The organism is Candidatus Nebulibacter yamunensis, assembly GCF_024208055.1.
GTDB classification, from domain to species: domain Bacteria; phylum Pseudomonadota; class Gammaproteobacteria; order Francisellales; family Francisellaceae; genus Caedibacter; species Caedibacter lacustris.
Genome location: NZ_JAMBMW010000008.1, coordinates 72,625 through 89,098, shown reverse-complemented (window position 1 = coordinate 89,098; position 16,474 = coordinate 72,625). Strand labels below are relative to the sequence as shown.

Sequence of the window (16,474 nt, the reverse complement as noted above, 5' to 3'; positions counted from 1 at the left end):
AAAACGTTTTAAAATTATTGCCGACAAATATCGGAATAGACGAAAAAGGTTTGGACTTCGATTTAATTTAATAACGGGAATTTACAACTTTGAATTGACTAATTGAGGTTTGGAAAGAACTCTAATACAGTTTTCGTCATAGAAGGTTTGATTTGAATATCGGTGTTTTGAACTAAAAGCAAACTAGTGCCTTTTAGCATATCAGTCATTGTCCAAATCTACGTTTTTATTTTTATTCACTCTTTAAAACACTGTGAGAAAGTCTAAGATTAAAATTTGACCTCTTACAATAATCGTCTACGCTTAAACCAAGATGACACTGCTAGTTTTTGTTTTTTTATTCTCCGATAAGGGATCAATTATACTCAAAGCTTGATTTTAAAGGCTTGTTTTTAAACGACTTTTTGGTGGTGTTACCTAAGTAAAAATGGGAATTGCCAAATTGAAATGGCATGAAGGCTTCAATTATGTTCGTAGTATGATTGAAAAATTGCGGTTTTAGAGGTAAGTGAAAGATGGATAAGAAAAGGAATATTGGACAAGTAAAACTGGAGGAAGAGACAAGAATAACAAAGCTGGGCTTTATAATAGTAACCATCTCAATCACGATAGTAATCTTAATAGGCGTTTTTTACTACATTTCCCATGGCTTAGGTAGTCGGGTTTCTTCCGATATGATGGATAAAGTAGCTCATCAGCTTAAAGCCAAGTATGGTGAGAACTTTAAAGTGATAAGTGGCAATTATAATCGACAAAGTAGAAGTTATACTTTTACTGTAATCCCAGAGTCAATGCCAGATCAACAGTTAATGGTAATTACGGATTTAACAGGCAAAGGGTCGTTTGCGAGTAATTATTTACAAACAAGAAGTGCAATTCAAGCGGCTAATTTGATCAAACCATTTTTTTCTGGATTGTCTGATATTTATCGTGTGCGAGCCAGTGGAGGTTCGCTTTCTAGAGGTGAGCTTCCCAAAGATAAGTCATATTTAGTAGATAGGGCTTTGTATAATTTACATAAGGACAATATGCATATAGAAGAGTGGATAAAAACTAGTCATGACGCAATAAACTTTGGTGTGGAAGCTCATATTGACTTGAAGAAAAGTCCAGAAAACTTATTGAAATTTATGCAAAAAGTATATGACTTGAATAAATATTTACAATCACTTAAATTTTTTAGTTACAGCATCGAAATTAATTTACTTGATATTCCAAATGACTCGGTACTTAAAAAACCAATGACAACGGATATTTTTGTGCGCAATCAAGCATATAAAGCATCAAAGTATACATGGGGTGTGTTAATGATTTCAGACTGCCCTATGAATGGGATTATGAAGTTTTGTTATGGTAAGCCAAATATACCAGAGTATGCCAATATAGCTCAAAGCATTCACTCTCCTTTGGATGTGGCTAAATATATTAAGTTATTGCCTATGCACACGGTTAAATATAAGACTTTATCAGGCAAGGTGGAGGAGATTTGGATTGTTGCCAGAAGGTATGATTCAAGTGAAGCTCAATTTTTAACACAAACTGATTTATATAACCAAATTGTAACACTATACGATAAGGAGATAAGCCATGAATAGCGTGTTAACAGCGGAACAAAGCGCAATATTAGCAAATATTGTCTACACCAAAGACATAAAAACAGATCAATATATTTTTGATAATCAAGAAATCAGTAAAAGCACAAATACATTAAAGGATTATATTTACAATGATCAAGGTAACTTTCACGAAGGTATCCCCCAGGATTTGCGTGATCAAATTGCCCTAGCGGCAAATAAGTTTAATCAGGTGTTGGACAATTTTACACTAATGGCAACGAGTAATACGATTGAGAATCACACCGCTATTGGGGGAGCTGGCTATTACGCTATTGCAGTGACTCCAAAACTTAATACAACCGAAATGGTGATTGTTAATAAAGGCACAAGTGAATTGGGTGATTATGCTTCAGACGCAGAAATGCTGGCTTATCGTATTTCGCAGAATATGATGGCAGGTGTGAATTTTATTGATATGGTTGATAAGATTTATACTCCTGAAATATTTTCAGGAGCCAACCATTCAGCTGGGGCGACGATAGCACAAGCACAAGCACAAGCGACTTATATAGGTAGTGAAAAGCTGGGCATGATATACAATTTTGAAGGCTATGGTGGGCAGGAAATCTTACAAGGAAAGAAAGAAGGCGGTACTTATTATGAGGTAGGGGTAGTTGAAGATAGGCTTACAGGGGAAAAGAGTTTAGGCTATGTTGCTGTTACTGATCCAATAAAAATTACACTTTATGAAAACTATGCAGTCAATCATGAAATGGTGAACAACAAGATTATCAACTATGCACGTGAAGGAGACCTAATTGCTTTTTGGGCGACAAATATAGGGGATACAATTATTATTCCAGGTCATGAGAGTTTAGGTTTACTTGATGCACACACCATCAATAATTATCTCTATCAAAAGTTTGATCAAAATGGTGCTTTGATTCCAAATGAATTAGACATAAGCATTGTTAATCGTTTATATGAAGATGGTGTAGCAGAAATCTCACGGGTACGTGCTGATATTGAGCAGATTAAAGATGAGGCATTACAGAATTTACATCTTTTTCATGGTATTTTGATTAGTGATAATCCGATTTTACTGCGGGAGTATTATCGCTTAGGTCATGCTCAACAAAAGCTTATGGATCAACTGAGCAATTATAACAATTTGTTTTTAGGAATGGCTAATTATAATCAAACTCTATTTTCATCTGAATACCAGAAAGAAAACGTCATGAAAGCTTTTAAAGGTGATATTTTAATGTGTTTAATGGGAGAGGGTTCCGCAGTTAATGACTTTATTGATAGTCTCGTTAACGATGACTTTACTGAAGCATCAAAGATCGCTTTCCCTCCCCGTGATCCTCTTATTTTAGATTTAGATGGTGATGGGATTGAGACCATTGCAGCTCATGGAAATATTTTATTTGATCATGATAGTGATGGAGTGAAGCATGCCACAGGCTGGGTTAATGGTGATGATGCTCTGTTGGTGCGTGATTTGGATAACAATGGTCAAATTGATAGTGGATTGGAGTTATTTGGGGACAATACGATTAAGCAAAATGGAGAGAAAGCCACAGATGGTTTTGATGCGCTATTAGATTTGGATGATAATAATGATGGTGTTTTTAATGTGGAAGATCATGCATTTAGCGAAGTAGGATTATGGCAGGATAAAAACGAAGATGGCGTGGTTCAGGAAGGAGAAATAACTGCTCTAGCTAACTCAGATGTACAAAGTATTGATTTGAATGTAGTAGTAGATAATGGTAGTAATGCTGATGGGGGTGTAATTGTCAAAAGCTCAACGTATCGAGACTTGAATGGTCAGAAGCATGACATTGGCGCGTTAAATTTTAATGTCAATTCCTTTTACCGTGAATATAGTGACGATTTCTATTATCAATTTGCAGACAAGTTAGAGGAGCAAAATTTAGCATTTAGCCTTAGAGGCTCTGGCGCAGTAAGGGATTTAAATCAAGCAGCTGTGCTGAACCCTGTCATTGTAGAGATAGTGCAAGCAATTACTGAAACAGAAAACTACAATACACGCAAAATGCTTTATCAAAAGCTTGTTAAGGCGTGGGCAGACTCAGCAGAAAGCTTTAATTCAGTCGTTACTGAATTAGAAGGTTTGGAGTTAAGCTCAGGGACAACAATTAGTTTTGATCTGAGTGACACCACACGGCAAAGGCTTGAAAGAATAGCTGTGCTTGAGACCTTTAATTTTAGCAATCTGGTCAGTTACGATATCCTTGAGAAGGGAGAGAATTCTGAGCTTAGAGTCTCAATAGGTAATTGGTGGAATCTAGTTAAATTTACTAGTGGTAAACCGCTTGTATTAAAAGATGACCTATTTTCGGGGCTTCCCAGACAAAATAGCTTACTTGATAGTGCGTATAATAAGTTATTAAGTTCAGTTGAAAATACTATTTTTAGGAATTATGACTATCAACGTTTTGTAGATATGATTGAAATTAATAGTAATGATGAAGGGGAGTTGTCACTTGGATTTGATGCTATAGATCAATATTTTATTGATCGTGTTGATGCAACTGCTGTGGAAGCAGTGGGTTTGTTGTTATTGATTAAACTGGCACCAGAGGATTTACTAGGTAAGTTAGGTTGGGATGCTAATAAGACTTTAGCAAAAACACTTAGGTCAATGAATGAGGAAGCATTGGCTGAGCTTGCGCAAATAGACTCATATGTATTTAAAAATGGGGTGATCAGTAATGCTATGTTATTGACAGATGATATAGCTTATACTGTCCAAGGCAATAGTATTGTGGTTGGAAATAACCAAGATAACGTGGTGACACCGATTGACTCAAAACGATACATTGGAACAAGCAATAGCTTATCAAGTTTTAATTATATTGATGCAGGTGCGGGGGATGATTGGATCTATAGTGAAAATGGTAATTGGTATAATGACACTATCTTTGGTGGTGAAGGAGATGATTACTTAGCGTCAAATGCTCTTGTTTTCGAGGATCAACGAGCCTATTATGCGAAAGAATTTTTTACTTCTGATGCTTTATATGGAGAAGCGGGTAATGATGAACTACAAGGTGGTGGTAGTAATGATATTCTAGATGGTGGAGAGGGAGACGATGTAATTGTTGCTCGTGCAGGGAATAATCATATTTTTGGTGGTAATGGAAATGATTTGATTATTTCTGGTGCTATGTTGTCAGAGGTATATAGTGGAGTCTTAGATGGTGGGGTTGTCGGTGAACGCTATCTAAATGAGCATCATAATGTCACAATTGCAGGTAAAGGTGATGATATCATAGAAATAAATCAACCTATATCTATAGTTTGGGTGATGGGCATGATATTATCTTAAAAAATGCGTGGATTGATGAGGGGAAATTAAAACTAGGTTATAACGAGAGAGAGATAGAAACATATTTATTTAGCGAAGAAGATGGGAGTATCAATGATACTTTTGGGGATATATTACAGTTTACAGTGGGAATCAGTCATGAAGATATTTTACTTAAACGTATTGAATATGATCTCATCTTAACGCTTAATGAATACGATAGCATCAAACTAGATAACTTTTATAAAGGTGCATCAGACTATGTTAATCTAGGCAAAGTTTCACGTATTGAATTTGCTAATGGTACAGTCTGGCAGCGTGGTGATGCTATATTTAACGTTACACCTGAAAATATTCATTATATAGGAACAGAACAAGCAGATGTTAGTTCAGGGACAATTGCAGATGATGTTATCCAAGGCTTAGGTGGTAATGATAAGCTTTATGGACGTCAGGGAGATGATAATATTAGTAGGTGATGCTGGCAATGATGAACTTTATGGAAATGAAGGTGACGATATACTCACTGGAGGTGAAGGCAATGATTACCTATCTGGAGGGTATGGGAAGAATCGGTATGTATTTGGTCAATCTTTTGGTGTTGATGAAATTGAAGCAGTGTATTTATATAATGATGAAACCTTTGTTGATAATACAGTCGAATTTATTGATGGCATTCGACTATCAGATCTTTATTTTATAAAAAATGAAGATGATTTGATTGTTAAGCATATCAACAATCAGGATCAGGTAACGATAAAACGGTTCTATACGGATACACCACAGCATATATCTGGCGTCAATCAATTTACTTTCTCAGATGGACAGATGATTGATAAGAACTATTCTCTATTAGATTCAAAACAAATAAGGGGTACTGATAATAATGATAAGCTAATTGGCAATGCTGAAAGCGAATTGATAGATGGTAAGGCAGGTAATGATGATTTAAAGGGTGGCGACGGTGACGATATTTTAAATGGCGGTCAAGGAAATGATCATTTATACGGAGAATTGGGCAATGACACGCTAGTTGGTGGAGAGGATAATGATACTTTGGTTGGTGGTTATGGTCATGATCGATATGTTTTTTCAACGAATAGTGGGAATGATGTTGTACGAACTCCTAAGCTGTTTTCAGTAAATGAAGATAATAGTGTAACGCTTGTTTTTGAAGATGATATTCAGCTAGAGGACTTGAATAATATTTATTTAAGCTTGAGTTCGCATACTTACTCGAAAAGTGGTCAGCATTATACAGAATGGTATGTACGGGATTTAGTATTTGTTGCTGAAAAACATAACATCAATATTACAATAGCAGACTATGCTTTAACGAAGCCTTATGATGATAGAGACAATCGTTATGCACCACCAGTATCCCTCGAATTTAATAATGGAGCTGAAATTTGGCAAGTGATACCGCATAAAGATTTTATCCTAAGCAAAGCAGGTGGTCTAGAAAAGCAGTTCTCTAATAGTGTTTATCTAATGTATTTTGATGAGGAAACACAGACCAATTATATTCAAGGGATAAATAGAGTTGAATATTTGCAAGGCACAGATGGCAAGGATGTTTTGGATGGGAAACAACATAATGACTATTTAGCAGGAGGTTTTGGTGTCGATCATTACGTGTTATCAAAAATAACTTTTGACGATGTGATCGTTGCAGATAACAATAATCATGAAGATGCAGTTTTATTGAAAGACATTACGTTAGAAGAGCTATATTTTTTACGTGATCAAGATGATTTATATATCAAAGCGATTTCACATAACTATAATCGAGCAACATTATATCAACAAGGAGATCAGTTTTATCGCAGCAGTATAAAGCTTGAAGGTTATTTTAATGACCTAAGTGTAGATAAAATCATAGACAGTCAGGGTAATGAATACCTGATTTCTGAGTTGATAACAGATGAAACAAAGTTTAGTAGAGTAGAGGATAATTTAAATCGGATTGGCAGCAAGAAAGATGATTATATCGAAACTTATGACGGTGCTGATGTGATCAATGCCAAGGGTGGTAATAATCAGGTAGAGGCAGGTGAGGGCAATAACAAAATTACCACAGCCAATGGTGATGATTTGATCAATACAGGAAGCGGTAACAACGAGATTAAAGCAGGTAGTGGGAATAACAGAATTTATACTGGTAATGGAAATAATTTGATCCTTAGTGGTGCAGGTGACGATGTCATTAAAGCAGGACATGGTAATAATGTTATTAAAGCAGGCAGTGGTAAGAATACTATTCAAGCAGGCAGTGGGGATAATCAAATTTTTGGTGGTAGCGATTATGATTTTGTCTATGTTAACGATGGAAATAATATAATCAAGCTTGGAAATGGTGATAATGAGTTAGATACTGGTGATGGTGATAATATCATCTATGCAGGTTATGGTGCTGATCTGATGGATCTTGGGGATGGTAACAATGTCATTAAAGCGGGTCATGGTGAAAATAATATTTCTGTTGGGGACGGGGATAATCAAATTTTTGGTGGCAAAGATGTTGATTATATCTATACGGGTGATGGCAATAATGTGATTAAAGCCGGTCATGGTAACAATGAAATTTATACAGGCACTGGAGATAATACCATTACCACAGGGAATGGAGCTGATTATATTGAAGTGCAATTTGGTAAAAACATAATTCATTCAGGTGCTGGTGATGATGTGATTGAGATTGAACATAGTAACGGCAGTTCGATTTACACTGCAACTGGAAATGATCAAATCCTGATTAACACAGGAATGAGTTGGATTGATGCTGGTGATGGAGATGATGTAGTTTATAGTGGAGATGGTAATGATGTGATCTACTCGGGTAAAGGCAATGATAATATCGATTCAGGAGATGGAGATGATATTATTTATGGGCAGTCAGGAAATAATGTGCTCAATGGCAATGAGGGAAATGATATTCTTTATGCAGGTAAAGATGGTCATGATCAATTGCTAGGTGGTGCAGGAAATGATACTTTGTACGCTAAAAATGGCAATGATCATCTTTACGGCAACACAGGCGATGATAAACTGATTGCAGATGGCGATAATAATACCTTGGAGGGTGGTGAGGGATCTGATTACTATCAAGTTGATTTAAGGCGTTCAAATAATGTGATCATTAATAACCACGATACTGACAATAGCAGCGACTTTCTAAAGCTTCATGGTCTAAAAACAGACGATATCCGTTTTTATCGTGAAGTAAGTAACTTGGTGATTAAGAATTTAGCAAATCAAAATAAACTTAAGCAAATTGTTGTAGAAAATTGGTTTGAATCTGAAGCACATAAAATTGATGAGATTGAAGTTGGCAATCATATGCTAGATAAAAAACGAATCGATGTGATTATTCAAACATTGGCAAGCTTTAATGTTGAGACTGGTGTAGGTGAAGATTTACTCAATAAAGATCAAAAAGATGAGATAAAAAGTATTTTAGTCAATTCATGGATACCAAAGGCATGAGCATGATAGATATTCAAAAGCATACGCTATAAGGATATTTGAAATCACTGTTAACACCAAGGGATTTTGTCGTGTTAATTACCAAGGGAAATTGTCGGATCCAACTAAATTAGTGATCTCCTAAAATCATATATTTATGGCTTAGGAGATTCTTAGGATGATAATGATGGATTCAAAAGCGCAGCTTACCGTAGATATAATTGTTAAAGTAGCTCATGGTAAAATCTCAATCAATAATGCGACCAAGATTTTGAACTGTTCTAAACGAACGATAGAGCGATATCTTAGTCGTTATCAAAAAATAGGCATACAATTTGTTATTCATGGTAATACAGGCAAATCCCCTCCTAATAAAATTGATAACACATTAAAGAAAAAAGTGCAGCAGCTTATACAAGACAAGTATTATGATGCAAATTTGCAACATCTGGCTGAATTGCTATCTAAGCATGAGGCAATCACAATAAAACGTGAAACTTTGCGGACTTGGGCCCATGAAATTCACCATGTCAAACGTGCCAAAAACCATAGAAGTAAAGCACGTAAAAAGCGCGATAGAATGACATCAGCAGGCTTGTTGTTGCAAATGGATGGAAGCCTTCATCGCTGGTTTGGTGATGAGAAAACTTGTTTGATTGCCATCATAGATGATGCCACAAGTGAGCTCTATGCTCAGTTCTTTCCATCTGAAACTACCCAAGGTTGCTTAAAAGTTTTGTATAATATAATCAAACAAAATGGAATATTTAAAACATTATATGTTGACCGGGCTGGTATATTTGGTGGTCCTAAGTGGTGTTATTTTTCGCAAGTACAAAGAGCATGTGAAGAATTGGGTATTGAAATTATATTTGCTCATTCCCCTCAGGGAAAAGGTCGTATAGAACGCGCCTTTGATACCCTTCAGGATCGTTTAGTTCCAGAGCTTCGACTAAATAATATCCATGAAATTCATCAAGCTAATTACTCTTTACAAAGAGTATTCATCCCAGAAGTGTGGCAGAAGAAGTTTGTAGTACAACCCCAAGTGCCCAGCAATGAATTTACTGCTGTGCCTAAGCACATAAACCTTGATGATATCTGCCTTATTAAGGAATATCGTAAAATCCGTAATGACCACACATTTAGCTATTGTAATAAATTTTATTTAGTTCAATCACCCTTGAAATATTCAATTGCTAAGCAAGAAATTGAGATACGCAAAAGCATTAATGATGATCAGACATTCCAGGTTTTTTTCGCTGGTAAAATATTAGAAATTTCCGAAGTCATTGAGCCAACTAAGCCTTCTATGTATGACGTAGAAATTCAGAAAAAAATAGATGCGATTGAGCTGGCTGATAAAATAGGTAATGTTTCAGAAGCCGCTCGTATCAGCCAATGTTCCAGAGAAACCATCTATAAAAATCGGCGATTACTTAAAGAAAAAGGACCAATGGCTCTGAAACGTGCATTTACCTCCAGCAAGCACCATAAAAATAGGAGTGATAAAGAGCTTGAGGATACGGTTATCTCATTCTCGTTAGAAAACCCTCAACTAGGTCAATGCCAAGTAGCAGCGCAACTTGAGTCATCACTAGGTGTTGCAATAAGTGCTAGTGGTGTTAGGTATATCTGGCTACGTGAAAAATTGAATACAATTGCTTTACGCATTCAGAAAGCCAGGGCTATTACTAATAGTTTGTTGACTCAATAGCATTCAGACCATACTATTAACACGACAATTTCCCTTGGTAATTAGTCCGACACTTTACCTTGGTAATGACACTTATACATGTAATTAAAATTACAAACTTGATTAAAATTTCTTATCTTTTGCTAAAGAATAATCTTTGCCACTAAAGTTAGCTGTTCTTTTGTGTCTACATTTAATTTTTTTAAAAGTGCCGCAATCACGTTTTGTACTGTACGATAAGATTTATGTAAATGTAATGCAATTTCTTTAGCTGTACATCCACTTGCAAGAATTTTTAAATACTCCATTTCTTTGACACTCAAATCACTAATGATCAACATCGTTTTATTGTTGACTGGATCCTTTATGACCCTTTTGGGGATATCTTCATGGTGAATTTCAAAGAAACGCTTAATTCTAATCTGCGAGTAAATAAGGGATATAGCAGAATCAATTACAGAATATAGTTTAAAAAGGTGGTTAGTTTGCTTTATTTGATTAAAATATTCTCGGTCAATGTTAAAAGCAAAATAATGTTTTTTGCCAAGTACAACTTTTGCTGAAACAAGTGATATTTTATTATTAATAGTATTTGAATATTCTTTTATAAACTTAAATTTGAAGTCATTTAAATAATCAATTACTTGTAAATTAGGGCTTACGGAAAAGTTAAGGACTTTATCTGCTTGCCACACTTTCGAATAATAGTATGATAAAAGCTCACTAGGCGGAGTAGTTGTTATAATTCCAAATATAAAATCCGTATTAAACACAGAATGAGAAAATGATTCTATTTTATATAACCTTAATAAACTTTGAATAAAATCCAATTTTGATTTTTGATTAGTTGAATCTTCCAATATCCATTGAATATCAGAAAGTCCTAGTTGTGAGCTTTTTGGAAGCTTCTTAAGCATATTGTTCATAACTGCTCCATAAATCTCAATTATATGTTGATTGCTTATTATAAACCAAAACATCTACCCACTTTGAGTTGAATATTTTCACTTAAACGATGTAAATTTTTCATAGAGTTTTAACCTTACCTTTAAATTTGATCATGAAATATGCATAACATCATTTCAACCTATAATGAGTCCTGTGACACTCTAATTTCCAAATCGCCATCTTCTGTAGTGTAATCATACTCTTCTCTTCTGGTTTCATCATTCATTCCTAGATTATAAATTAAACCCATTTTATAATTTACGAACAAATTTACACAGTTATTCAAACGTTTTCCTTATCCTTAAAAACCAAAATTATTAGTGTTTATCCATTTACTTTGAATTAATGTCCACCAATCAACAGCCAAGCCAGATAAAATGTATTTATAGGGCAACCATCCATAACCATGCTCTCCCCATCCTTGTCCCCATGAATTCTGAATCAAGATAGCACCTTTAGTCACTTCATTATTAGCTGTGTTCACAACCTTCATATCATCATCATAACCTATTGCTACTACAGCATGACCACCAACAACTCTTTCATTTATATCTGGATAAGGGATAAAACCGCTATCAGATGCTTGTTTTATACTATCATATACAGTAAAACCAAACATAGATGGATAAGACCCATAAAGATAAGTCTTGATTCTTAATAAGAGTTTATTTTTATCTAGATTTTCAGCATCAAGCCTAAAATATTCTATCGCCTTATAGTTACTAGCATAAGCATACAAAAATGGTTCTGGATCTTTATTCCAGTCAGGATTAATTTGTCCATCAACATAATAAGGTAAAAATTTTTCTGGTGGGATGCCAAACATTCTCATCGCTCCCATTGTAGTCCGAATATAACTACCAACGTCATCATTAAACCCTATCAACTTACGTGAAATTTTATATAAAAATAATCTAGAAGCTTCAATGTAAGTTGAGAAGGATTTGTTTTCAAAAAACTCTAATAAAGCCACCCCTGCATGTGAAGTGCAGGATCCTAGATGCCCTTGATTTTTTACATCACTACAATATCTGCGTAAATCAATGGTGGTTGGTAACGTTATATCATCTTTGGATTCTAAACCCATTTTTAATAAAACATCACATATCTTTTGACCATTTAAGAGTTTATAAGAACACTCTGGTGTAAAGTCCCGATGATCAGGATAGTCTCGAAGCCAACCATATCTATGTTTTGGTAGCATACGATACTCCTTAATATTTTAGGTTTCGTAAACTAATTTTTTACCGCAACCATAATAATACTCCAGCAATATTAAAACAGCAACGTTCAAAAAAACCAGCGCGACTCAAACTGATACTGCTCAACGTAAATTTGACATAAAAGGCATCAAAATTAATAGTATTTTCAAGTGGTTTAAGGCTTTTGTGCGATTCTGATAAACTGAGTTTCGTCAATAATGAATATATTAAGGAACGATAAATAACCTTTCATAACCAGATAAGTTGACCACCACCATAAATTAATGATAAATAATTCGCAAGTAGTATAGTAAAGCTAAATAAAAATATATTTTTGTCTACTTCATATTCATCTTGCAATATTTAAAATTCCAATCTACGCTTATTATCGAATTCCCCCACATTTTTTAACGCAATAAACTTTTAGGAGGCTAAAATGTCTAAAAATAAAACTCTCATTGCAATGACAGCTGCTGGATTATTGATAAGCTCACTTTCCTTAGCTGCTGAAAATAATTTCTTGCTTAGCTGTAATGGTAAAACAATAAGCTTAAATCAGACACAAGCTGAAGTCATAAAAAGTTGTGGTGAGCCTAGTATCACAAGGAACTATAAAAAATCTAAGAGTACTATACTGGCTTATAAATTTGTTGACCCCAATGATAGCTTAATTGTCACTAAAGCGAAGTTCCGCTTTGTAAATGAAAAATTAAAAGATATTTCTTATGATTCCGAAAATGAAAAATTTGATGATTAATTATTAGTTTTTATTAGCTCAGTGAATTTACGTATTTTACAATATACCATATGGCTCAAGGAGAACAATTATGAAGTGTAAAAGCTGTAAACAACCTGCTTCCACCATCGGCTGCCTTATTATTGGAGTTGTATTAGTAGTCCTTAGTATCATCTTGATTTTAGGTGCTTTTACTTGGTACACTACTGAGCCAAGTTTATATGATCTTAGTGATTCTGTTATCACTGGTATGTTAGGGTGTGCGAGCTTAATCATAGGGACAATTTTCATTGTTGTTGGGATTGTACTAGCAAAAATTGAAAAGCGTTCATCATAAAATACTTACTCGACATACAGCTGAAAACTCACAATATTGACAACTTTTAACCGAAGGAGTGATTATACTTTTACCTTGTAGAAACTGCTGTATCTGTAATTCTAATTGTTTTCGCCAATAGCGTTTCAGTGCATTAAAGTTTTGTGGAGCATCAACTGATGCTGGTTTTTTTGCACCAAAAATCTCAGGCTCACCCTCTTTAATCCAATTCTCAATACTTGAAATACTTTGTAAGCTAATATTGGCACCATTTACCGTTGCAACAGCAACTGCGTCACTATCTTCGTAAACAGCATAAAGTGGTAGTTGAGGCTCCATAATAGGGGAGCTTAATAGTCCACTAATGCTATAATTTTTTGAGATTTTATAATCAATTACCACAGTATAGCCATTACTTAGTTGATCAATTCGATCAACACGCAATTGCAAATTCACTCCCCCAATTTCAAGCATAAGTGATTTCTCTAATCCAATTACATGAAAAGGTTCTTGACGCATCCTTTCATACTTTAACCACTTCGTAATCAAATCCACTAAACGACTTTCTTCTGCTTTTTTAATCACATCTGGCAATTGTGCAAGTAGTAAGATGTTTACTTGTAATGCCGCATCAATATATCGAGAAATTAAGATTTTCAATTCATCATCTGTTAGCTTTTGTAAGCTTTGTGAGCCCTTAAGTTCTCGCCATATATGCTCTAACACATGATGAATTACAATCCCTTTGTGAAGTGCTGATAAAATGGGTTTATGTGGCTTATCTGCTGTTAGCTTCAACCTATGCACTAAGGCTGCACGATAAGGACACTCAGCAAGGTTCTTAAATATCTGTGTTCCTCCAGTAATGCTTTGAAGCGCATTTTTATCTACGACTGGTAAACTATCGTCCATAAACGAGATAAAATCAACTTTTGGTTTTAATACTTCTACTCTTGGCTCATTATGGATTTCGACTGATCCCAATTGACTTATTAAAGCAGATATAGATTGTTGATTTTCTCCCTCAAATTCTGCATAGCTTATACATACTTCATCAGCTTGCCGAATTAGGCGCTTTGTAATGGTCTTTGCATATATAAATTCTCGCTCTACACTTGAATGTGGCATAGCATACTCCTTTTGAAGTAAGAATGGTAAATATGGATTCATACCTCTTAAGCTTGGCCAGTTATTATCACTCATACGAACAATAAACAAATAATCAAAAGCAATTTCAGTAGCTTCTAGCACCCCTAGGATTTGAATATTTTTTTCATGAATAGTTTGGGTTTGAAAAACCGTCATAGCCGCTAAATGACTAAGTTCAACTAGCCACTGTGAAATCATAAGCTTAATACCTAAACGCTCAAATTGAAGAAGCTTATTTAATAACAAATAAAACTTTGATAGCGCTTGGTATTCTAAACTACTCAATGTACATTCATCTAAATAATTTAAAGCTTCGATCATCTGTTTTATCCAATGAACAAACATATCAACAGACACCTTTTGGGTGGTAGGTATAAGTGTTGTAACCGCTTTTAAGCAATCTTGTAATAGAGGGTCGCATTGCTCATAAAAAAAAGCATATTGTGTCAATATGCGTAGTGATACAAAACGTGGAAGATCTGTTTTAAGTTTTAAGATCAGTTTTTGGCGCGATATAGCATATGCTTTATAGCCTTTTACATAACTTGAGCTTAACATAAGCGCAATGTCACTAAAACAATTAACTTTATCAAACTTAAGCCATAAGAGCAGCTGTCGAATAATCGGTAAATTCAATAACGGTTCACCACCTGAAATGCTATAAGGTCGATACGCATTATCCAATAACGGAAGATGATATATAGCTGGATCTAATAAAACTGCATCAAACGTTTCACGCAAATCATAAAATCGGCTTTGTAAGTCAGGAACAATCACACCAATTTTTGCATTTGGCTTCAATTGATGAATACGAAAAACCTCTTGTGCAACTGCATTTATCTCTGTTTTATGATCGACATATTGCCTGATTTTTAGACGCCCCTCTTTTTGTGCTACACTCCAACTACTCACTTTGACATTAATATTACGATAGGCTGTCAGCCACGCTTCTATCAAAGGCGGTTTACTATCAAATCCAATTAAAATAATCTGTTTAAGCCTTTGTCTATAGCTAAGCTCTTGTAAAAGTTGAGCTTGTAGCAACTGACCGATGCACTGACTCTTATCAATATAGCCTTTATCGTGTAATAAAGCCTGATAGGAAAGCCCCCAATCTAAAAAATGCTCTACATTCACGTTAGCTTTATGGGTTTCTAGTGTCTTGATATCAATCTGCCAGTTTTGTAGTAACTGCCATGCTGCAAACAGTTCTTTAGCTTGTTTGATGCTTGGCATAAAGACACGCTCATCTTGCTGCAAAATAGAGAAAAACAAAAACTGTGCTTCATCATCAGAAATAACATATGCCAAATCCATGTTTAGCATCTGAGCAAACGTATACGATTTCTTTATAAAAAGATCCAAATTATAAAAATATTCATTAAACAACACACAACGACTATTTTGCACACAATACTGCAAATACAGTTGATTCAAATATTTAGCTAAGCGATTATTTACAGTAATAACAATTGTGCTTTCATCAAGCAACTTAAATAACTCAACATAAGGCGTATACAATAGAGTATTAGACATTTTTTAAGATAACCACATCACAAGGTGCGTTATTTGCAATCTTGCTGGCAACAGAACCCATGCGCCCTAAAATGCCATGATGGTGTCCATTTAAGATCAATAAATCTATTTTATTCTTCTGAGCATATTCAATAATACCATCTGCAACGGAATCCGCCTCAATCAGTTTGCAATCTACATATGTTTGTTTCTCGACCTTTTTTGTCACTTCTTGAAATTTCTTTGCTAAACGCTCTTTTATCAGCTGATTAGGCGTTTTTTCCGATACCCCTGCACCATATCCATAATCAAAAATGGTTTTATGTACTGTCACCACATGCAGCTTGGCTGATTTTTGTTTAGCGTAATCAGTCAAATGTGTGAGTGTTTTTTCTACATCATCATTGACATTAATAGCATAAATAATATTTTTATATTCAAACATAAACCAACTTCCTTATATATTTTTGAATTTGCTTATTAAGTGTATACAAGCTAATGGCTAAACTCAAAGGATTTGTATTTTAAGCTCCACCTTGCAAGTGATCAAAAGT

At 34.8% G+C, this 16,474-nt stretch carries 11 protein-coding genes and 1 pseudogene; 8 read left to right on the top strand and 4 right to left on the bottom strand.

All coding sequences use genetic code 11. The annotated features are described in order from the left end of the window. The 6 genes and pseudogenes from M1V25_RS05185 to M1V25_RS05160 all read left to right on the top strand — a co-directional run. Positions 1-106, top strand: a pseudogene (locus tag M1V25_RS05185) (IS5/IS1182 family transposase); the annotation flags it as partial. A gap of 409 nt (positions 107-515) precedes the next feature. Further along, positions 516-1,595, top strand: coding sequence for a hypothetical protein (locus M1V25_RS05180; RefSeq protein WP_498842630.1), 1,080 nt, complete (start codon positions 516-518; stop codon positions 1,593-1,595). After that, entirely contained in the window at positions 1,588-4,914 is a 3,327-nt protein-coding gene (locus M1V25_RS05175; RefSeq protein WP_498842629.1) for a calcium-binding protein, read from the top strand. Before M1V25_RS05180 ends, M1V25_RS05175 begins: the two co-directional genes overlap by 8 nt. Continuing rightward, positions 4,887-5,372 carry a calcium-binding protein gene (locus M1V25_RS05170; protein WP_498842628.1) on the top strand — a complete coding sequence of 162 codons (486 nt, stop codon included), beginning with the start codon at positions 4,887-4,889 and terminating at the stop codon, positions 5,370-5,372. The genes M1V25_RS05175 and M1V25_RS05170 overlap by 28 nt, the downstream gene beginning before the upstream one ends. Beyond that, a complete protein-coding gene (locus M1V25_RS05165) occupies positions 5,353-8,379 on the top strand; it encodes a calcium-binding protein (protein ID WP_498842627.1) in 3,027 nt (1,008 codons plus the stop codon). The genes M1V25_RS05170 and M1V25_RS05165 overlap by 20 nt, the downstream gene beginning before the upstream one ends. Before the next feature lie 157 nt (positions 8,380-8,536). Beyond that, a complete protein-coding gene (locus M1V25_RS05160) occupies positions 8,537-10,075 on the top strand; it encodes an ISNCY family transposase (protein WP_498842626.1) in 1,539 nt (512 codons plus the stop codon). A 122-nt stretch (positions 10,076-10,197) separates the two neighbouring features. On the opposite strand, the gene M1V25_RS05155 is transcribed toward M1V25_RS05160, so the two are convergent. Together M1V25_RS05155 and M1V25_RS05150 are read right to left on the bottom strand one after the other, a co-directional pair. Then, on the bottom strand, positions 10,198-11,034 hold the full coding sequence (locus M1V25_RS05155) for a helix-turn-helix domain-containing protein (RefSeq protein WP_498842625.1): 837 nt from the start codon (positions 11,032-11,034) through the stop codon (positions 10,198-10,200). 269 nt (positions 11,035-11,303) lie between these two features. Beyond that, the gene (locus tag M1V25_RS05150; RefSeq protein WP_116964827.1) at positions 11,304-12,206 is read right to left on the bottom strand and encodes a C1 family peptidase; all 903 of its coding nucleotides are present in this window, start codon (positions 12,204-12,206) and stop codon (positions 11,304-11,306) included. Positions 12,207-12,640: 434 nt separating this feature from the next. Here M1V25_RS05150 and M1V25_RS05145 point away from each other — a divergent pair, with 434 nt between their 5' ends. Together M1V25_RS05145 and M1V25_RS05140 are read left to right on the top strand one after the other, a co-directional pair. Continuing rightward, a complete protein-coding gene (locus M1V25_RS05145; protein WP_116964828.1) occupies positions 12,641-12,961 on the top strand; it encodes a DUF2845 domain-containing protein in 321 nt (106 codons plus the stop codon). A 70-nt stretch (positions 12,962-13,031) separates the two neighbouring features. Then, positions 13,032-13,277 carry a hypothetical protein gene (locus tag M1V25_RS05140; RefSeq protein WP_498842624.1) on the top strand — a complete coding sequence of 82 codons (246 nt, stop codon included), beginning with the start codon at positions 13,032-13,034 and terminating at the stop codon, positions 13,275-13,277. Here M1V25_RS05140 and M1V25_RS05135 read toward each other — a convergent pair. Both M1V25_RS05135 and M1V25_RS05130 read right to left on the bottom strand, forming a co-directional pair. Further along, on the bottom strand, positions 13,272-15,941 hold the full coding sequence (locus M1V25_RS05135; RefSeq protein WP_498842623.1) for a PD-(D/E)XK nuclease family protein: 2,670 nt from the start codon (positions 15,939-15,941) through the stop codon (positions 13,272-13,274). The two genes, M1V25_RS05140 and M1V25_RS05135, sit on opposite strands and share 6 nt — an antisense overlap. Further along, positions 15,934-16,365: a universal stress protein gene (locus M1V25_RS05130; protein ID WP_116964831.1), complete on the bottom strand. Its 432-nt coding sequence runs from the start codon at positions 16,363-16,365 to the stop codon at positions 15,934-15,936. The genes M1V25_RS05135 and M1V25_RS05130 overlap by 8 nt, the downstream gene beginning before the upstream one ends. Between the last annotated feature and the right edge of the window lie 109 nt (positions 16,366-16,474).